The organism is Pseudoalteromonas sp. T1lg48 (genome assembly GCF_002964785.1).
In the GTDB taxonomy this organism is placed as follows: domain Bacteria; phylum Pseudomonadota; class Gammaproteobacteria; order Enterobacterales; family Alteromonadaceae; genus Pseudoalteromonas.
Genome location: NZ_PQCC01000018.1, coordinates 501,930 through 521,580 on the forward strand (window position 1 = coordinate 501,930; position 19,651 = coordinate 521,580).

Here is a 19,651-nt window from a genome sequence, read left to right on the forward strand (position 1 = left end):
TTAAAGAAAAACTTATGTGTACAGCAAAACTAATTCATATCACTTGGTGGTGGCACTCGAACTAGCGGGTGGGATTAGTCGTGGCTGCAAGCCAACAATGAACTGATAACAAACCCGCCCATGTAGCGGGTTTTTTTGTAACTAAATTTGGTCACTAACAATGAATTTTACTCAGTCGAAACAAACTATGATTTGGTGGTGGCACTCGAGATAGCGGGTGGGCCCAATCGTGGCTGAGCAATTTTCCAACCCGCTGCTTATTCTTAAGTCAGCGGGTTTTTTTATTATGTAACGTTGAAAACCGAACACCTCGGTTAAAGCAAAAGGGAATGAGGACCTTTTTATGATCTTTAGTCACATCTCGACAACCGCCGGGCAAGTGACCAGCATTAGTTTGCGGCGGGCGTATATTCCTTCCGCGCTAAGCCTGTTTGCCAAGTTGGATAAGGACAATGCCTTATTACTGGAGTCGGCCGAAATCGACTCCAAAGCCAACTTAAAAAGCCTGGTACTGGTCGATGCAGCGCTGCGCATCGAGTGCAACGGCAATCTGGTGCAGGTACAGGCACTTTCCAACAATGGCGCCCAGTTGCTGCCTTATTTGCAACGGCATATGGGCGATGCCAGCACCGAGTTGCAAAAGGACAGGCTGGATATACGCTACCCCAGCGTTGACCAAAACCTGGATGAGCATGCCAAACTCAAGGCCGCCAATGCCTTCGATACCCTAAGACAATGTATCAAGCGTATCGAAAGCAACGGCGATAATCCCTTCTCGGTGTTTCTCGGCGGCGTCATGGGTTACGACATGGTCGCCAATGCGGAGGACTTACCGAGCGTTCCTACCAAGGAAAACACCTGTCCCGACTATGTTTTTTACCTTGGAGAAACCCTGGTGGTGATTGACCATCAGCAACAAAGCACGGAGATCATCGGCAACGTCTTTAATGGCCCCGAGGTTCATGCCAATTGCTTTGAGGTAGGACAGCAGGTTGAGCGTCTTAATGCGCTCTGTGACAACCTGAGCGAATTCACGCCCCCGAGTCCAAAAGCAAACACCCTAGTGTCGAGCGACGTACAAGTCGATATTGACGACGCCCGCTTTATGGCCCAGGTCAGCGAATTACAGCAGCATATTATCGATGGTGACATCTTCCAGGTCGTGCCTTCGCGCACCTTTACCCTGCCCTGCACCGAGCCCCTGGCCGCCTATGCTCAGTTGAAGCAGCAAAACCCCAGCCCTTATATGTTCTATCTACGCGATCAGGATTTCAGCCTGTTTGGCGCTTCGCCTGAGTCGGCACTGAAATACTGTGCCAGCAGTAACCAGGTCGAGGTATACCCCATTGCCGGCACCCGGCCGCGCGGCAAAAACACCGATGGCAGCATTAACCTGGATCTCGACTCGCGTATTGAGCTGGATCTGCGTAATGATGCCAAAGAGCGCGCCGAGCATATTATGTTAGTTGACTTGGCCCGCAACGATGTGGCCCGTATCAGCCAAGCTGGCACCCGCTACGTCAAAGAGTTACTTAAAGTCGACCGCTATTCTCATGTTATGCACCTGGTATCCCGGGTTGTCGGTCAATTGAAGGTCGATTTGGATGCCCTGCATGCCTATCAGGCCTGCATGAATATGGGTACCCTGGTTGGCGCCCCCAAGGTCAGTGCCGCCCGACTTATTCGTGAGGTGGAGCAAAAGCGTCGTGGCAGCTACGGCGGTGCCGTCGGCTATCTTACCGGCGATGGCTCCATGGACTCCTGCATCGTTATTCGCAGCGCATTTGTTAAAGACGGTTACGCCCACGTGCAAGCCGGAGCTGGCGTGGTTTTTGATTCAAACCCGCAAAGCGAGGCCGATGAAACCCGAGCCAAGGCCGGCGCCGTGCTCAGTGCCATTGCGGCTAGTCAATCGGCTGGCGAAAAGGAGGCAAGGGCATGAAATATAAGATTTACTTCTTAGATAACATCGACTCATTCAGCTATAACCTGGTCGATGAATTCGCCCAGCTAGGACAAGATCTGGTGGTGTATCGCAATACCGTCGAGGCCAAGAGCATTTATCAGCGCATGTGCGCCGAAACCCAGCCGGTAGTGCTGGTGCTCTCTCCGGGCCCGGGCGCGCCTAACGACGCCGGTTGCCTTATGTCCTTAATTGAGCTGTGCCGGGGTCAGTTTCCCATGCTGGGCATTTGCCTTGGCCAGCAGGCCCTCACTCAGGCTTACGGCGGCACGGTCGGGCACGCCAGGGAAACGGTGCATGGCAAGTCATCGACTATTTCGCTGGCCCCGCATCCTGCATTTGCTGGATTTGGCGACACCCTGGTGGTGGCCCGTTATCACTCTTTGGTGGCAACACAGGTACCCACAGAGCTGGATGTAATTGCCGAATATGAGGGCATGACCATGGCCATTAGTAACCCGCAGGATAAGGTGCTCGGGTATCAATTTCATCCGGAATCGATCCTCACGCCCAATGGTGCCCAGTTGCTGCGCCAAAGCCTTGACTATTTAACCGCAAAGGAGTGAGCCATGGACGCACTAACCCAACTTTACCAACAGCAAGATCTGAGTTTTGCACAAGCCCAGGCGCTCTTTAACGACATTATGCAAGGGCGCATCGATGATATCACCCTGGCGGCTGTGCTTAGCGCACTAAAAATCAAAGGCGAAAGCAGCGATGAAATCGCCGGTGCGGCGGCGGCCATGCGTGCCAATGCGGTGCCCTTTCTCACTCAAGCCACAGATTTAATTGACAGCTGTGGTACCGGCGGCGATGGCGCCAATACCATCAATATCAGTACCACAGCGTCTCTAGTGGCGGCTGCCTGCGGCCTTAATGTGGTCAAGCATGGCAATCGCAGTGTCTCCAGCAATAGCGGCTCGTCCGATTTACTTACAAGTCTGGGCGTCAATATTACGATGACCCCGGAGCAGGCCGCTAATTTACTAGAGCAAACCGGATTTACGTTTTTATTTGCGCCCCTGTACCACAGTGGTGTAAAACACGCCATGGCGGTGCGCACTACCTTAAAAACCCGCACCCTGTTTAACCTGCTTGGGCCCTTGGCCAACCCCGCTAAACCTCAGGCACAGCTGCTTGGCGTGTATGATCCGGCCCTATGCCTCCCCATGGCGAAAACCTTGATGCAACTGGGCTGCCAACGGGCTATGGTGGTGCACGGCTGTGGCACCGATGAAATCGCCCTGCACGGCGACACTAAAGTCGTAGAGCTAGAGCGGGGCGAGTTGCGCGAATATACCCTCAGCCCCAGTGATTTTGGTCTGTCACATTTTAGCCTCGATGAACTCAGTGGTCAGGGCCCGCAATACAATGCCCAGGCGGCACGCGCCATTTTCGCTGGGCAAGGAAGCGATGCCCATAATAGTGCCATCATTGCCAATGTCGCCGCCCTACTGGTTATCAATAATAAGGCGGGCAACTTTAGAGACGCTGCCGAGCAGGTGCGCCAGGTTTTGGCCAGCGGCCAGGCACAACACACACTTAATGCCATCATAGAGGTGAGTCATGGCTAATGTTTTAGAAAAAATCGTCGCCGACAAGCGTCTAGAGGTCGAGCAAGGTAAAAAGAGCCGCCCGCTGGCAAGCTTTAGCGCGCATATTGAGCCCAGTCAGCGCGATTTCTATGGTGCTCTCAGCTCGGCGCCGACCAGTTTTATTCTCGAGTGTAAGAAGGCGTCGCCGTCAAAGGGATTGATCCGCGAGGTGTTTGATCTTGAGGCCATCACCTCTGTGTACAAGCACTATGCCAGCTGCATCAGCGTGCTTACCGACGAAAAATATTTTCAAGGCAGCTATGACTACCTGGCCCAGGTACGTACCTTGGTCGAGCAGCCCCTTATCTGCAAAGACTTCTTTATCGACCCCTACCAGGTTTACCTGGCGCGCTTACACGGTGGCGATGCCATTTTATTGATGCTCTCAGTGCTTGACGATGACACCTACAAGGAGCTGGCGGCACTGGCGCAATCGTTGAACATGGCGGTACTGACCGAGGTCAGTAATGAAGAAGAAGTGACCCGTGCTCTGGCGTTAAAGGCAAAAATAATAGGCATAAACAACCGTAATCTTAGGGACTTAAGCACGGATTTAGCCACTACAGAGCGTCTACGGGCACTTATTCCTGCGGAGACACTGGTGATCTCCGAGTCCGGCATCTACAGCCACCAAGATGTTAAACGCCTTAGCCCGCTGGTTGATGGCTTTTTAGTTGGCAGTTCGCTCATGGCCCAGGCGGATCTAGAGGGCGCCTGTCGCAGCCTTATTTTCGGCGAGAACAAGGTGTGCGGCCTCACGCGCACCCAGGATGCCCAGGCCGTGTATCAGGCCGGCGCCTATTATGGCGGCCTGATCTTCTACCCTGGCTCGCCTCGATATGTGGATATAGACTGTGCCTCGGCCATCGTCGACAGCGCGCCGTTGCGCTACGTGGGCGTCTTTGTCGATGCCGCTATCGAGCAGGTCAGCGAGTACGCCAATCGCCTTAAGTTGGCCGCGGTGCAGTTGCACGGCCATGAAGACGAGACTTATATTCGCACCCTGCGCAATACCCTGCCGCTGACCTGTCAGATCTGGAAGGCCCAAGCGGTGGCCGACACGCTACCTCAAGGAGTTCAAGGGGTCGACCGTGTGCTGTATGACACCTTTAGCAAAACAGCGAAGGGCGGCACCGGCATGCAATTCGATTGGAGTTTGCTAAGCGGCGCCAATGCTCCCTATATGCTCGCTGGCGGCCTTAATGCCGACAATATCCCCGGCGCCCAACAAAACCGGGCTATGGGTTTAGATTTAAATTCTGGGGTGGAGTCCACACCTGGCAAGAAATGTATTAATAAAATTAACGCTGCCTTCGCGGCCAATTCGGAATTACTGAGGTGGTTATGAAAAATCCAGCCTATTTTGGCGACTTTGGTGGCATGTACGTGCCGCAACTTTTGGTCCCCGCGCTTAAACAATTAGAAAATGAATTTAACAAGGCGCAAAAGGATGCCTGTTTCGAACAGGAGTTTCGCTCCCTGCTAAACGAATATGCCGGGCGGCCGACACCGCTGACCCTAACCCGTAACCTGGTAAAAAACCCTAAGGTGAAGCTGTATCTTAAGCGTGAAGACTTGCTCCATGGCGGCGCCCACAAAACCAACCAGGTGTTAGGCCAAGCCCTGCTTACCAAACGCATGGGCAAAAAAGAAGTCATAGCGGAAACCGGTGCCGGTCAGCATGGCGTCGCCACCGCCTTGGCCTGTGCCTTACTCGGACTTAAATGCCGCATTTATATGGGTGCCAAAGACGTCGAGCGTCAGCAACCCAATGTGTTTCGCATGCGCTTAATGGGTGCCGAAGTGATCCCGGTTACCGCTGGCTCCGGCACCCTTAAAGATGCGGTCAACGAGGCGCTGCGTGATTGGTCTGCCAATTATAAAACCGCGCATTATTTATTGGGCACTGCGGCAGGGCCGCACCCATTCCCGACCCTGGTTCGCGAATTCCAAAAAATGATCGGTGAAGAAGCCAAACAACAGGTGCTGGCGGCGGAAGGACGTTTACCAGACGCGGTGATCGCCTGCGTTGGCGGCGGCTCAAATGCCATCGGCATGTTTAACGACTTTATCAACGAGCCTGGCGTCAAACTCATTGGCGTTGAGCCCGCGGGTAAGGGCCTGGATAGCGGTGAGCACGGCGCGACCTTGTGCCGCGGCACTAAAGGCGTGCTTCACGGCGCCTACACCTATATTATGCAAACCGAGCAAGGACAAATTGAAGAGTCGTACTCGGTGTCCGCTGGACTTGACTACCCAGCGGTGGGGCCACAGCACGCCTATTTACATGAAACCGGGCGCGCTCAGTACGTAGGGATCACCGATGATGAAGCCCTGGATGCCTTTAAGGCCTTGGCCCGCAACGAAGGAATTATTCCGGCACTGGAGTCCAGTCATGCCCTGGCATACGCCTTAAAATATGCCGAGCAGCAAGAGCAGGACACCATTTTAGTAGTGAACCTCAGCGGCCGAGGGGATAAGGATTTAGCTCATGTTCACAGTGTGTTACAAGCAAAAGGAGAGCAGTAATGAACCGCTACAGCACCACTTTCGCCACGCTAAGCGCCAATAACGAAGGCGCCTTTGTGCCCTTTGTCACCATAGGCGATCCCGATAAGGAGCAAAGCCTGGCGATCATTAAAAGTCTGATCGATGGCGGCGCCGATGCCTTGGAGCTGGGCATTCCTTTCTCCGACCCCATTGCCGACGGCCCGGTGATCCAACAGGCCAATATTCGCGCCTTACAAGCCGGTATCAGCACGGACACTTGCTTCGACATCATCAAACAGGTGCGCGAGTACGACGCTGACATTCCCATTGGCCTGCTGCTGTATTCAAACCTGGTCTTTGCCAAGGGGTTAGATAACTTCTACCGACTGGCCGCCGAAGCGGGCGTCGATTCCATTTTGGTCGCGGATGTCCCCCTGCATGAGTCCAAGGTATTTCGTCGGGCGGCGATGAGCCAAGGGATAGCGCCAATCTTTATCGCCACTCCCAATGCCGACGATGACACCCTGCGTCAATGCGCCTCCTATGGCCGCGGCTACACCTATTTGCTATCGCGCGCCGGGGTAACCGGCACAGAAACCAAGGCGCAAATGCCGCCCCAGGAGTTGATCACCAAGCTCAACGAGTATCATGCTGCGCCGGCATTACTGGGCTTTGGGATCAGCACCCCTGAAGATGTCAAACAAGCACTGCAAAGCGGTGCTAGCGGTGCCATCAGTGGCTCGGCGGTGGTTAAGATCATTGCCCAGCACCTGGGTGATGAAGCGGCCATGTGCCAGGCTTTACGCGAGTTTTGTGGAGAGATGAAAGCTGCGACCCGTTAAGCGTGCAGCCGGTCTTTAAGTGCCTTGGCGCACTTAAAGGCCACCTTGTTTTGCCCTGCAATTTCAATTTGTTCACCGGTTTGTGGATTACGGCCTATTTTCGTTGGGTGGTAGCTCAATGAGAAGTTGCCGAACTTAGGAATAAACACCGCATCCCCTTCATGCAATGACCGGCTAATGGCGCCAAGCATGGCCGTTAGCGCTGCACTGCATTGCTTTTTCGTTAAACCGCTGTGTTGCCCCATGGCATCAATAAGCTGTTTTTTATTCACATTATTACCTACTAAAAACTGTAAAGGCGCGCAGCCTAAAAGCGCCGGCGGTAAATGTCAAACCTGGACCTTTACCCTTGAGCTTAGGGGCCGTTACTGGTAAAACAACGGCTACCAGAAGTAATGGATGTGGCTATGAGCACACTAATCGAATATATCCCGCTAATTTTATTTTTTGCCGTTTATAAAATGGTCGATATCTATTGGGCCACCGCGGTGTTAATCGCTGCCTGTGCCATACAAATGGCCTATGCCTATTTTAAGGAAGGAAAAATAGGTACCCGCCATTGGGTGTTTTTCGCCATCGCCCTGGTGCTAGGTACCATGACCATACTGTTTCGCGATGAGCATTTCATTCAATGGAAGGCAACCTTTGTCTACGCCATTTTGGCGCTAACCCTGATTGTTTCGCGATGTTTTTTCAATAAAAACCTAGTACAGAAAGCACTCATGGGGTTGTTGGACTCGGTTGCAGAAAAGCAAAATGATACGAATACCGACGCCAGCCCAGAAAGTATCTTGGTACCACAAAAGGTGTGGGAGCAATTGAATGTCTTTTGGGTTGTGTTGTTTAGCGCCATTGCCGCGCTGAATATCTATGTGGCCTATAATTTCTCCCTTGATTTTTGGGTAAATTTTAAGGTCTTTGGATTGATGGGCATCACCTTTGTTGCCATCATCTTTACCATAGCGCGCCTCTATCGCTATTTTCCCGACGAACAGTCATAACCCTGCCTTAATCCATTGCTACACTTAATGCATCGCGGTGTAGCAATGGAGCGTCTCCTTGACGAATACCCAATATCGCTGGCTTGAGCTTTTCTGCGTTTTTATCCTCTTGCCCCTGGTGGGCCTTGGCCTGCGTGAGCATTTACAAAACTGGCTGATCCCGGCGTTGATCACCCTCACCGCCGTTTGCTGCTTTATTCTGTTAACCGACCCTCATTTTAAACGCTTTCGCATTACCTCCATGGGCCAGTTTCCCGTGGTAAAAAAGCGCATGGCCACCTTCTTTCTCACCGGCGCCCTGCTCTCAGGCGTCCTATACGGCATTATTAATCAGGAAAATTGGTTTAGTTACCCACTGCAATCGCCCATGAGCTGGCTGATGTTGCTCATTCTCTACCCCTTACTCTCGGTATTGCCACAGGAATTAATTTTTCGCACCTATTTCTTTCATCGCTATAAGCCAATTATTCCCAATAAAACCAAGCGAGTTTGGCTCAGCGCCGCGGTCTTTGCCTTGGCTCATGTGGTCTATGGCAATGTGGTAGCCGTGCTGCTGGCATTTTTTGGTGGCTTGCTGTTTTCTTACACCTATGCGCATTCGCGCTCGACAATAGCCTGTGTGCTTGAACATAGCTTGTGGGGGTTGTGGATGTTTACAATTGGGGCAGGCAGTTATTTGGATGCGGGAGCCATTTAGGCTCCCGCGTTAAGCTTAGAATCCAAAAATACTCACGGCGAAGAATTTGGTCGCCACGGTATTTATAAAGATCAGCAATAAGATCGCAGGGATAAAGGTCGACAGCGAAAAGTTAACGTACTTTTCCATAAAGCTGCCGGCGTAGCTATCACAGCCTTGCGAGAGCTCGGCGCTTAGCTTAGCCTTTTTCCAGCGATACATCACGAATAAACACACCATCAAACCGTTTAGCGGCAATATGGTGTCATAGAAAACATCATAAACCACATCGAACATGCTCTTGTCGCTGCCGCCGTAATTGGTCAATTGCGTGAGCCAATCAACCATGCCAAATGACAAGGTACAGCCCACGGTAAGAATACCAATGGCACCGGCCAACACCACCAAGGCCTTTTTACGGCTGTAGCCACGCTCTTCGATAAGGGTGGCGGTAGGTACTTCAACGATAGACACCAAAGAAGTAATAGCGGCGAAGAATACCAGCAAGAAGAATACAAAGGCGACGATGGACGCACCAACATAGCCAATGTCTGTTTGCAGTGCGAGTAGGATTTTTGGTAGGTAAACAAAAATCATCGATACCGAAGACTCGGACAACTCGCTTGGATCGGTGTTTGGGTTAAAGCTGAAGATAGCGGGTAACACCATAAGGCCGGCGGTAAAGGCCACTAGGGAGTCGGTGATCGCCACCATTTTGGCGCCGCTAACGATATCGTCTTTTTTCGAGATATACGAGGCGTAGGTCATGAGGATACCCATGCCCAGCGACAAGGAGAAAAACGCCTGCGATAGCGCACCGTTTAGCACACTGGCATTCATCTTGGAGAAATCAGGCACTATATAGTAGCGCACCCCGGCCATGGCGTTGTCCAAGGTCAATACGTACGCAACCAGAGCAATAAGTAACACAAACAAGGCGGGCATTAAAAACTTCGCCGCCTTTTCTATGCCATCTTTTACCCCACCCACGAGGATCAGGTTGACCACCACGGCCACCACCAGCATATAGGCAAAGACGCTGTACTCATTGATAAAGCGACCAAAGTTACCCGGATCGGCCAGGGCTTCCAAGTTACCAAAGGCAGTCTGCGCCAAATACCCGAATATCCACACGGTGATCACCATGTAGAAGACTGCAATCATAAAGGGGGTCATTACCGCCAGGATGCCTGCACCACGCCAACGCGGCGAGTTTTCCGATAACATGCGATACGCGCCGTAAGGGTCTTTTTGAGCCTTACGACCCATGGCCATTTCCGCCATCATCACTGGCAGACAAATAAAGGCCACAAACAGCGCATAGACAAGTAAGAAGGCACCACCACCATTTTTGGTGGCCGAAACAGGGAAACCAACCAGGTTACCGATACCGACCGCCGAACCGGCGGCTGCGAGAATAAAGCCCAGGCGCGAGCTAAAGTGTTCACGTTTTTCGCTCATAGAAAAACCTTGTTATTGTTTTAACCCGACTCTAGCAGTGTTAAACCGGCCTTTTCAAGCTTTATAGAAGTATTTGCCCGAGTAAATCGGTGTGCATTTGTTTACAGCGTAAATTACGTGCATTCGTGTTAATACATGCCCTTTTATTCGTCAAGCGACTATGTCATTGCACGATAAAAATTTACAAGCGCCCTCAATGCTGGCTATCATAAAAGTAATTCATACCAAATACTTGGTTCTATTTATGTTGTACATGATTTATTCAAGCGATGTTGAAAATTCGCTGGAAAAACGCCTAGCCGCCCGCCCCGCTCATTTAGCCCGTTTACAGGAGCTTGAGAGCCAAGGCCGCTTGCTTGTAGCCGGACCTCTTCCCGCCGTCGATAACAACGACCCGGGTGAAGCCGGTTTTACCGGTTCGCTGGTTATCGCCGAGTTTGAGTCGCTACAACAGGCACGGGAATGGGCTGCCGAAGACCCTTATATCGCTGCCGGCGTTTACGACAACTCCATCGTAAAGCCATTTAAGAAAGTACTAGGGGCCTAAAAGGTCTATTGAACTTTGTTGTTTATTTCTGCACTAGGCAAGTTCAGTAAAGGTTAATTGGTGTTCCGTATGCTAACCATATGTCACTGCCTATGGGTACGCCCTCAACTTAGTCCTAGGATTAGTTCGGGGATAAGCCACAGGTTAACCCATATAAGGTTACCGAGGATTCACCGGGAGCTCTTTGAATCATGTTAAGACTAATCGCAGCCATCTTAATTACATTTACACTGTCTATCTCCGCGGCCTATGCCGCTCCGGCACCGACTAAGGTGATCGATAAGAAACAGGCAGTGACTATTGCGAAAGAAGCCGAAAACGGTAAAGTTTTAAAAATTACGGAACAAAAGGATAAGTTTGTTGTTCGAATTTTAAAGCCCAAAGGCCGAGTTATCGACATTATTGTCTCTAAACGCACGGGACAAGTTGAGAAGGAAAATAATTAATGCGTATTCTAGTCATCGAAGACGATTTGCATTTAGCAGATAACTTACGTAGCGCTCTAGAAAAAGAGCGTTATAGTGTGGATCTATGTAACGACGGTGAAGCCGGTTTGTTCCACATTTGCGAATACCCGCTGGATATGGCGGTGGTCGACCTAGGCTTGCCAAAGATTGACGGCATTGAAGTGATTAAGCAGGCCCGCAAAAACGGCGTTGATATTCCTATTTTGATCCTGACCGCGCGTGACCGCTGGCAGGACAAGGTAGAAGGCCTAGATGCCGGTGCCGACGATTACCTGACCAAGCCTTTCCACGTAGAGGAGCTGATCGCCCGCTGTAACGCCTTGATCCGCCGCAGCGCCGGACAGGCCAACCCGGAAATTAAAAATGGCCCTATTCGTATTCACACCCGCTCGCAACAGGTATGGGTTGAAGACCGTGAGCTCAACTTAACCGCATACGAATACAAGGTATTGGAATACCTGATGGTTAATCCGCAAAAGGTGATCTCAAAATCGGAATTGACTGAGCACATTTATGACCAGGACTTTGACCTGGACTCTAACGTCATCGAGGTTTTCGTCCTGCGATTACGGAAAAAGCTTGACCCCGAGGGCACGCTAAACCCTGTTGAGACCCTGCGTGGTCGAGGATACAGGTTACGTTCGCAGTGGTAGGCAATCAGGTTTCACTGAAAATAAGACAAGGATTTATCCTTGTCTTTTTGTTGATCGTGGCCATGCCCACGCTGTTCGTTTCCATTGGAAATGCCTATCGCGCCTCCTTAATCGAGGCCACCGAAAAAACCCTCGAAGCACACCTTTACTCGCTGATCTCCGAAGTCGAATACTCGGAGCAAGGAGTGGAAATGCCGCGCAGTATCCTCGCTCCCGAGCTCAACCGAGTCACTTCAGACACCTATGCGATGATCTACAATGGCGATCAACAGCTATGGCAAAGTGAGTCGGCACTCAATATCGACTTTAAACCGGATCTTTTTATCGCCGAAACCGGCAAGTCCGATTTTCGCATGGTCACCCATAAAGGTAAGAAGTATTGGCAGCTGTCGCTTACCGGTATACTTGGCAACCTCGACCAGGACATAGAAGCCCGCTTTATTCTAGTTAAAAGCAATGACGGCATTTTACGCCTGATGGAAGGCTTTAAAGAAACATCCATCAATTGGATGCTGATCATGGGCGTGGTAATCACCGTGCTGATGATTATCGGCTTTTTTTGGAGTTCTCGGCCTCTGCATCGTCTCGATAAGGAAATTAAGGCAATCGAAAGCGGCGACAGCATGAGTATCAAGGGTCATTACCCGGTGGAGCTGCAAACCATCAAGGCAGATCTTAATCTGTTGTTGGAATCTCAACAGCGCCAAAAAGAACGTTATCGCGCTTCCTTAAGCGACCTGGCTCATGCCTTAAAAACCCCTTTGGCGGTGTTAAAGTCGAGCCCCTTAGCCCAGGATAGCGATGCTCAGGAACAACTCGACCGTATTAATGTGATGATCGAGCACCAATTAAAACGGGCCGCCACCGGTGCCTCGGATACTTGGAAAAAGCAAACCCTGATCAAACCCGTGGCCGACTCCATCTTTAACGCCATGAGTAAGGTGTATCGCGATAAAAATATCCAATTTAACGTCGAAGTTAATGATAAGCACTTTTTCCTTGGCGATAAAACCGATTTAATGGAGTTGCTTGGCAACTTGGTGGATAACGCCTGTAAGGCCTGCGAGTCACAAGTAAGTCTCAAGGTTGTACAGATTAAAAAACGCCTGCGCTTGATCATTGAAGACGATGGTCCGGGCGTCCCCGAGCAGAAACGCGAATTACTATTACAACGTGGTACCCGCCTCGACAGCTATGAAAGCGGGCACGGTGTAGGTATGGCCATTGTTGCCGATTTGGTAAAAGGTTACCATGGCCACTTGACCATAGGCGACAGCCCCCTTGGCGGCGCCCTATTCGAACTAGAATTTGATTATCAGGAAACCACTTAAGCGTGATAACAATCTATAAAAAGCGCTTTGTGGCATTGGTTCTGCTTGGCAGCGCCTTTGCCACCGATGCAGTTCAAGCGCAAGAATCCGCGTGCGAGCTCGAAGGCACAACGCCTGCAGCACACCGTGATTACCTACAATGTTTGGACTCCGCCCTGCAAGGAGCAGAGCGTCAATTACAAGCCTGGTCTAATAAACGTCGCTTGCAGTTGGAAACGGAAGCCAAGCACTCGGGGCTGACTCAGGCACTGGATATTTTTCTGCGTGCCGAGCAAAGCTTTGAGACCTACCTGGAAGACAGCTGTCGCTGGCGTTATGTTCGCCTGTTGCCGGACAGTCAAAAGGCCGCCGGCGTCTACAAGCAATGTAAACTCCATATGTTTGAACAACGCATGGCCAGCCATAAACTGGCGCTGGATTAAACCTTAGGGATTAAACCTTAGCGCCCACCAGACCCCTGTGGACCTTTAGCTAGGCTTATTGATCCCCTCGGCCTCGCTGCCTAATAAGGTGGCGATCCAGCGCCCCTCTTCACTCTCTTCAAGGGCAATTTTTACCACCATGGTCAGCGGCACCGACAACAGCATGCCAACGCTACCCAGTAACCAGCCCCAAAAAATCAACGATAAAAATACCACCAGTGCAGACAACCCCAAGCCTCGGCCCATAAAGCGCGGCTCTATCATATTACCCATCACCATGTTGACCAGCATATAACCACCGCCCACCAGCGCCGCGGTCACCGGGCTTTGGGTTATCAGCGCCAAAAGCACCGCAGGAATGGCGGCAATAATGGAACCGATATTGGGAATATAGTTGAACATAAAGGCGACTACACCCCACAACAGAAAGTAGTCAATATCAAGCAGCCATAACATCAGGGTAACCAAGACACCGGTGGCGAGACTGACCAGGGTTTTAATCGCCAGATAGGAGTTGATAGAGGCAAGAAAACGGTCGATTTGCGCCATTTTCATGTCCGGATCATCCATGGCCAGGTGGATTTTGTTGCCTATGCTCGGGCCCTCAAAAAGCATAAACACCACGGTGACTATGATTAAAAATAAATTGGCCATCACCCCACCAAAACCGGTGAGCATATTAGTGGCCACGTCTATCATTTTGGCCGGGTCAAACATGGCGATAATTTGTGACTTATCGAGGAAGATATTGTATTTTGCCAGGGTGTTGACCAGCCACTCAAACTCGCTTTTTAGCTGCTCTTTATATTGGGGCAATTGCGCCGAAAAATCATTTACCGACTGCCCGACCAACCCGGCCAGGCTCAAAATCAAGCCAAAAACCAGCATAATCACCAGGGTAATGGCAACGCCCTTGGGAATTCGGTAGCGCCCTAGAGCATTGATCAAAGGGCTACAGATCACCGCAATAAACACCGAGAGAATAAACGGCACCACCAAAGGGCTGGCAATTTTTATCCCGGCCAGAACTATGACCAAAGACGCCATCACCATTAAACTTTTACTTGCTCCAATAAAGCTAGGCACACTTCATTCCTTTTTATTGTTCTAATATTAGGGTCTGTTTATCTTTGCGGCATAGGTTGCTTCGATTTAAACGTATGTTGATCGCAACGCCAGCTAGGCGCGTATGGTTATTCTTTTAATTAACGCTCAACCAAGGTCAACGACCCTAGTTTAGGCGACTTGCTTACGAAAATAAACTCTTGATATGGGTTAGAAAATAGACGCAATCGGCACAGAGCCAGAAATGTCCTACACTTGTATAGAGCGGCTTGGCATTAAATAGCAATATGAATATTCTTATTACCGGAGCCACCGGTTTGATTGGCTCTGAGCTTTATAAACACCTTTTAAATCATCACAGCGTGACTGTGCTCACACGCACGCCCGCTAAAGCCTACCTAAAACTCGGCCACCGTATCGAGGCGGTGCGTAGCTTAGACAAGGTTAATTTCAACGACACCGACGTGGTGATTAACCTCGCCGGAGAGCCCATCGTCAACAAGCGCTGGTCGCCGGAGCAAAAGCAGCGGGTCTATGACTCCCGTATCACCCTCACCGAAGAAATAGCCGAGCGTATAAACCAGGCTGAAAAAAAACCAAAAACCCTGATCTCCGGCAGTGCCATCGGCTATTACGGCCGCCAAGGTGATCAGGTGATTGGCGAAGACTACGAACATTGTCATGACGAGTTTAGTCACCAATTGTGTAAGGATTGGGAGCAGGCAGCGCAAAAAGCGCAAACCCGAGTGTGTCTGCTGCGTACCGGCATAGTGCTCTCCGCCCGGGGCGGAGCTTTAACAAAAATGCTGCCGGCCTTTCGCTTTGGTATGGGGGGTCCCTTGGGCGATGGCCGTCAATACATGTCCTGGATCCACCTCGATGACATGGTGCAGGTGATCATGTATCTGATCAAATACGACCATATCAGCGGCCCCATTAATGCCACTGCCCCACACCCGGTGAGCAATGAAGAATTCAGTAAAACCCTGGCCCAGGTCCTGCGCCGTCCGGCATTTATGCGTATGCCTAAAGCCGTGTTGCGGCTGTTGATGGGGGAAATGGCCGATCTCATGTTGTACGGGCAAAATGTGCAACCCAAACGCATGCTCAAAGAAGGCTTTCGTTTTCGCCATCCCGACCTGAAACCGGCGCTTTCGCAGATCCTAAGCCGCCATTAGCGGCTCAGGTCCGCTAACCCTACATAATTTTGCGCAGCAACCCACTGGTGTTCTTGTTGAGTGTGCGCGCAATCATGGTGTAGCCAAGGACCGCCACAAATAGAGCGCCCGCTAAGGGCCCTATCAGCCAGATATCCGGATGCAGCTTGCCCGGCAGTTCAAACAGGGTACGCTGCACTACAAACAAGGCGATATCGCTGGAGAGCGCCGCCACCACACCGGCAACCAGGCCGAGCAGTAAGAACTCATACAGGGTTGCATGGCGAATCAGTTGCCCACGCGCCCCCAAGGTGCGCAAAATAACCACCTCCTGCATGCGCTCACCCAAGCTCGCCTGCACCTGGGAAATAAGCACCAGAGCGCCACAGACCACGACAATGGCAAGCACAAAGCCGATTGCCAAGGAAACCTGCTCTATGGTCGAGCGAATTTGGTCAACAAAATTATCGACATCAATGGCGGTGATGGTTGGATACTGGCGCAGCAGCTGGGTAAAGGCCTTGCTCTCACCGTCGTCGATGCGCGCCGCGGCAATATAGGTAGCGGGGAAATCCGCCAGTACATCCGGGCTTAAAATCATAAAGAAGTTCGGTTTTAAGGTTGACCAGTTAACCTCTCGGAAGCTGGTTACCTTGGCCTCAAAGCTTTGCGCACCAATTAAAAAGCTCAGGGTATCGCCAAGCTTGATGTCCAAACGCTCTGCCATGGACTGCTCTACCGACACTTCGCCCTGGCTATCGGCGCTAAACCACTGCCCGGCACTCAAGGTGTTGTGGCTGGGCATATCACTAACCCAGGTAAGATTGAGCTCGCGGCCCACCCCCGAGCGCGCTTCCTCATCTTTTTTCTCATTGTCTTCTAACGACACCTCACGGGCTACCAGCTCGCCATTAATGGCGTTAACACGACCGCGAATGGTAGGGTAAAAGCGCGACACCTCGATGTCTTTGGCCGCTAAATAGTCGCTAACCGGCTGTTTCTCCTGCTCGGTGATGTTCACCAAAAACGCATTTGGTGCATCCGCTGGCAGCTGAGATTGCCAGTCATTGATCATGTCGTTCTTAAGCACGATTAAAAACAGCAGCAGCTTAATGGCCAGCGCAAAGCTGATCAATTGCACCGCATTGGCGTTGGCCCGCTTTTGAATGGAGGCTATGGCCAAAGACCAACTGTTACCAGGACTTAGACCTAGTTTACGGCCGCCGCCGAAGATCAATTTTGACAGGATAAAGAGCACTAAGACCACGGCCGCCGAGGATAGGAACAAGATAATGGTGATCATAATCTTGCCGCTGAACAGCCACATCAGGGCAAACACGGTGAATGCTGAAAGCGCTAGGTGAATCTTGCTCACCAGTAAACGGTCACCCAGGTTACGACGCAAGACCCTAAGGGGTGGAATATCGAATAGATCGAGCAGCGGCTTGATGGAGAACATCACCGCACACACCACGCCGATAAACACCGCACTCAACCAGGGGCGCAGCGACGCGGGCGGCAATTGCACATCCATATTGGCGGCCATGTAATTGCCCGCCGCATATTGCAGCCCATAACCTACCGCTAAACCAAGCAACAGAGAAAAGCCACACACCAAAGCCAGATGCAGCAGGTAGATATTGCGAATTTGCGAGCGCGCTCCACCCAAGGTTTTCATCATCGCCACCGGGTCGTACTGGCGCTCACAATAGCGCTTCGCCGAAACCGCAATGGCCACCGCAGCGAGAATAATGCCAAGCAGGCCGGCCAGCAGCAAAAACCGCTCCGAGCGTTCCAAAGAATTGGAAATAGGCGACTGCCTGTCTTTAACCCCATACCAGCGTTGATTCTCGGCCAGTTTGGGTTTTAACCACTGATAAAAAGCCTCAACCTTGTCGCCCTCCCCGGCATATAGCTGGCGATAAAACACCCGGCTGCCCGGCTGAATAACCTTGGTTTTTTCAATGTCCGCTTCGTTGAGCAGCACTCGGCGACTGCCGGAGAAAATATTAAAGGGCGCGTCCGGCTCTTCACTTAAAATGGCACTGACCTTAAAGGTCGCGGCGCCAAGCTCCACGCTGTCACCCACCGCCAAATCCAGCGAATACATCACCGACTCATTCAACCACACGCTGCCTGGCTCTGGGCCACCTTTGGCCACCTGCTCCTGGGCGTCGAAATCACGCTTGATCAACAGCTCGCCCTTGAGAGGATAGTTTACTGATGCCGCCTTGATGGCCGCCAATTGCATACGTTCATTGGCAAACAGCATGGTATCGAAAAAGGTCAGCTGGGCGGTTTGTAGCCCCATGTTTTGCGCTTGCTCTAAGTAGTTGTCAGGCAACGCATGGTTACTGGCCAGGGCGCGGTCGGCGGCGATAAAGGCATTGGACTTTTGTAAAATGGCCTGGCCGATACGGTCGGTCACCGATGACAGGGTTAACACCGTCATCACCGCCAGGGCAATGGCGGCACAGATCACCGTTAGTTCTCCGCGGCGCAATTCTCTAAAAAATAATCGTATCGCTAACTTAGCCCACATGCGCGCGCTCCTGTGGCTCACGTAATTGGGTGAGCTCACCGCCCTCGATATGTAAGATTCGCTCACAGCGCTGAGCCAAGGCTTCGTCATGGGTTACCAGCACCAGGGTAGTACCCTGCTGTTGGTTTAGCTCGAATAACAATTCTTCGATCAACTTGCCGTTTTTGCTGTCGAGGTTGGCCGAAGGCTCATCGGCAAACAGAATTTTTGGGGTACCGACAAAGGCGCGGGCAATAGCCACCCTTTGCTGCTCACCACCGCTCAGTTGCGACGGGTAGTGCTCGATACGATGGCTTAAGCCCACTTTTTCTAACAGCGCCAGAGCCTGCTCTTTGGCATCCGGCTGATTGGCCAGCTCCGCCGGCAGCATTACGTTTTCAAGAGCGCTCAGACTTTGCACCAGCATAAATGATTGAAACACGAAACCGACCTTTTTAGCCCGCAGTGCAGCGCGGCCTTCTTCATCCAAGGTCTCTAAGGCATCGCCATCAACGATAATGCTGCCGGAAGTGGCTCTATCAAGCCCCGCCAACAGGCTCAGCAGGGTTGATTTACCCGAGCCGGACGCACCCACTATGGCCACCGACTCACCCGGCTTGACATTAAAGCTGATGTCGCTGAGGATCGTTAAATCGCCGTCAAGCGTATTAACGGACTTGGTTAATTCTTTGACTTGAATAATGTTTAATTGAGATAACGCTGACATATGAATGCTTTAATCCTACGTATTTTGCTCGTCCTATTAGTTGTCACTAAACCATTTATGGCTTGGGCTGACAACCAAATCCTGATCCTAGGAGACAGCTTAAGCGCTGCCTACGGTCTAAAACAACACCAAGGTTGGGTGCAATTGTTACAAGATACGTACGAAGAGCAAAAAAAGCCCATTAAATTAATCAATGCCAGTATCAGTGGCGAAACCACCGGCGGCGCATTGCGACGCCTGGAGGGCATTTTGGCCAGCCACCAGCCCAGTCATGTACTGATTGAACTGGGCGGCAACGATGGCCTGCGTGGGTTCCCTATTCCCAAGATGCAGCAAAACCTCAGCGCCTTGATAAAGCAAAGCCAGGCGGCCGGCGCCGAAGTGGCGGTGATGGCTATTCGCATCCCGCCCAATTACGGTCCCCGCTACACACAAATGTTTGAGGCCAGCTTTGCCACCGTGGCCGAACAACACGGCGCTCACCTGCTGCCATTTTTTGTCGAGCAGGTCGCCACCGACGGCTCTTTGATGCAAAACGACAATATTCATCCCAATGCCGAGGCCCAACCGCTACTGCGCGATATTATGGCCGAGCATATCGCAGCCTGGTTGGCAGCTCCGCAATTAAGCGCAACTAACACGGCTAAATAAGACGCAAAAAGCGCTGTCAGTGCAGCGCTTTTTTAGAAAAAAATAATAAACTTCATCGATATGAATAATTTATAAGCAAACG

The 19,651-nt window shown here is 51.4% G+C and carries 20 protein-coding genes; 15 read left to right on the top strand and 5 right to left on the bottom strand.

What is annotated here, in order from left to right:
• Nucleotides 1–343 precede the first annotated feature (343 nt).
• Genes C2M29_RS11490 through trpA form a run of 6 tightly spaced genes read left to right on the top strand, consistent with a single transcriptional unit; the run spans nt 344 to nt 6,890 of the window.
• On the top strand, nt 344–1,942 hold the full coding sequence (locus C2M29_RS11490) for an anthranilate synthase component 1 (RefSeq protein WP_105189905.1): 1,599 nt from the start codon (nt 344–346) through the stop codon (nt 1,940–1,942).
• Nucleotides 1,939–2,529, top strand: a complete 591-nt coding sequence (locus C2M29_RS11495) for an aminodeoxychorismate/anthranilate synthase component II (RefSeq protein WP_105189906.1) — start codon at nt 1,939–1,941, stop codon at nt 2,527–2,529. The genes C2M29_RS11490 and C2M29_RS11495 overlap by 4 nt, the downstream gene beginning before the upstream one ends.
• A gap of 3 nt (nt 2,530–2,532) precedes the next feature.
• Entirely contained in the window at nt 2,533–3,537 is a 1,005-nt protein-coding gene (gene trpD, locus C2M29_RS11500) for an anthranilate phosphoribosyltransferase (RefSeq protein ID WP_105189907.1), read from the top strand.
• A complete protein-coding gene (trpCF, locus tag C2M29_RS11505) occupies nt 3,530–4,906 on the top strand; it encodes a bifunctional indole-3-glycerol-phosphate synthase TrpC/phosphoribosylanthranilate isomerase TrpF (RefSeq protein WP_105189908.1) in 1,377 nt (458 codons plus the stop codon). The genes trpD and trpCF overlap by 8 nt, the downstream gene beginning before the upstream one ends.
• Nucleotides 4,903–6,087, top strand: coding sequence for a tryptophan synthase subunit beta (trpB, locus tag C2M29_RS11510; protein WP_105189909.1), 1,185 nt, complete (start codon nt 4,903–4,905; stop codon nt 6,085–6,087). Before trpCF ends, trpB begins: the two co-directional genes overlap by 4 nt.
• Nucleotides 6,087–6,890 carry a tryptophan synthase subunit alpha gene (gene trpA / locus C2M29_RS11515; protein WP_105189910.1) on the top strand — a complete coding sequence of 268 codons (804 nt, stop codon included), beginning with the start codon at nt 6,087–6,089 and terminating at the stop codon, nt 6,888–6,890. Before trpB ends, trpA begins: the two co-directional genes overlap by 1 nt.
• On the opposite strand, the gene C2M29_RS11520 is transcribed toward trpA, so the two are convergent.
• A complete protein-coding gene (locus tag C2M29_RS11520) occupies nt 6,887–7,162 on the bottom strand; it encodes an HU family DNA-binding protein (protein WP_105189911.1) in 276 nt (91 codons plus the stop codon). The genes trpA and C2M29_RS11520 overlap by 4 nt on opposite strands.
• A 135-nt stretch (nt 7,163–7,297) precedes the next feature.
• Here C2M29_RS11520 and C2M29_RS11525 point away from each other — a divergent pair, with 135 nt between their 5' ends.
• A complete protein-coding gene (locus tag C2M29_RS11525; RefSeq protein ID WP_105190255.1) occupies nt 7,298–7,891 on the top strand; it encodes an inner membrane-spanning protein YciB in 594 nt (197 codons plus the stop codon).
• A gap of 58 nt (nt 7,892–7,949) precedes the next feature.
• The gene (locus tag C2M29_RS11530; protein ID WP_105189912.1) at nt 7,950–8,588 is read left to right on the top strand and encodes a CPBP family intramembrane glutamic endopeptidase; all 639 of its coding nucleotides are present in this window, start codon (nt 7,950–7,952) and stop codon (nt 8,586–8,588) included.
• A 15-nt stretch (nt 8,589–8,603) separates the two neighbouring features.
• Here C2M29_RS11530 and C2M29_RS11535 read toward each other — a convergent pair whose 3' ends face one another.
• Complete coding sequence (locus C2M29_RS11535) at nt 8,604–10,028, bottom strand: sodium-dependent transporter (protein WP_105189913.1); 1,425 nt, start codon at nt 10,026–10,028, stop codon at nt 8,604–8,606.
• Nucleotides 10,029–10,272: 244 nt separating this feature from the next.
• Between C2M29_RS11535 and C2M29_RS11540 the strand changes: the two genes are divergently transcribed.
• The 5 genes from C2M29_RS11540 (at nt 10,273) to C2M29_RS11560 (ending at nt 13,448) form a co-directional block, all read left to right on the top strand.
• Entirely contained in the window at nt 10,273–10,575 is a 303-nt protein-coding gene (locus tag C2M29_RS11540) for a YciI family protein (RefSeq protein WP_105190256.1), read from the top strand.
• 191 nt (nt 10,576–10,766) lie between these two features.
• Nucleotides 10,767–11,021, top strand: a complete 255-nt coding sequence (locus C2M29_RS11545; protein ID WP_105189914.1) for a PepSY domain-containing protein — start codon at nt 10,767–10,769, stop codon at nt 11,019–11,021.
• On the top strand, nt 11,021–11,695 hold the full coding sequence (locus tag C2M29_RS11550) for a response regulator transcription factor (protein ID WP_105189915.1): 675 nt from the start codon (nt 11,021–11,023) through the stop codon (nt 11,693–11,695). Before C2M29_RS11545 ends, C2M29_RS11550 begins: the two co-directional genes overlap by 1 nt.
• Complete coding sequence (locus C2M29_RS11555) at nt 11,689–13,026, top strand: ATP-binding protein (protein ID WP_105189916.1); 1,338 nt, start codon at nt 11,689–11,691, stop codon at nt 13,024–13,026. Before C2M29_RS11550 ends, C2M29_RS11555 begins: the two co-directional genes overlap by 7 nt.
• A gap of 2 nt (nt 13,027–13,028) precedes the next feature.
• Nucleotides 13,029–13,448: a lysozyme inhibitor LprI family protein gene (locus C2M29_RS11560; RefSeq protein ID WP_105189917.1), complete on the top strand. Its 420-nt coding sequence runs from the start codon at nt 13,029–13,031 to the stop codon at nt 13,446–13,448.
• Nucleotides 13,449–13,493: 45 nt separating this feature from the next.
• Here the strand turns inward: C2M29_RS11560 and C2M29_RS11565 are convergent, their stop codons facing one another.
• Entirely contained in the window at nt 13,494–14,501 is a 1,008-nt protein-coding gene (locus C2M29_RS11565; protein ID WP_442792560.1) for an AI-2E family transporter, read from the bottom strand.
• Nucleotides 14,502–14,800: 299 nt separating this feature from the next.
• On the opposite strand from C2M29_RS11565, the gene C2M29_RS11570 reads away from it, so the two are divergent.
• Nucleotides 14,801–15,691, top strand: a complete 891-nt coding sequence (locus tag C2M29_RS11570) for a TIGR01777 family oxidoreductase (RefSeq protein WP_105189919.1) — start codon at nt 14,801–14,803, stop codon at nt 15,689–15,691.
• A 19-nt stretch (nt 15,692–15,710) separates the two neighbouring features.
• Here C2M29_RS11570 and C2M29_RS11575 read toward each other — a convergent pair whose 3' ends face one another.
• Together C2M29_RS11575 and C2M29_RS11580 are read right to left on the bottom strand one after the other, a co-directional pair.
• Nucleotides 15,711–18,212: an ABC transporter permease gene (locus C2M29_RS11575; protein WP_105189920.1), complete on the bottom strand. Its 2,502-nt coding sequence runs from the start codon at nt 18,210–18,212 to the stop codon at nt 15,711–15,713.
• The gene (locus tag C2M29_RS11580) at nt 18,202–18,918 is read right to left on the bottom strand and encodes an ABC transporter ATP-binding protein (protein ID WP_105189921.1); all 717 of its coding nucleotides are present in this window, start codon (nt 18,916–18,918) and stop codon (nt 18,202–18,204) included. The genes C2M29_RS11575 and C2M29_RS11580 overlap by 11 nt, the downstream gene beginning before the upstream one ends.
• On the opposite strand from C2M29_RS11580, the gene C2M29_RS11585 reads away from it, so the two are divergent.
• Nucleotides 18,919–19,569 carry an arylesterase gene (locus tag C2M29_RS11585; RefSeq protein ID WP_105189922.1) on the top strand — a complete coding sequence of 217 codons (651 nt, stop codon included), beginning with the start codon at nt 18,919–18,921 and terminating at the stop codon, nt 19,567–19,569.
• Nucleotides 19,570–19,651: the final 82 nt, after the last annotated feature.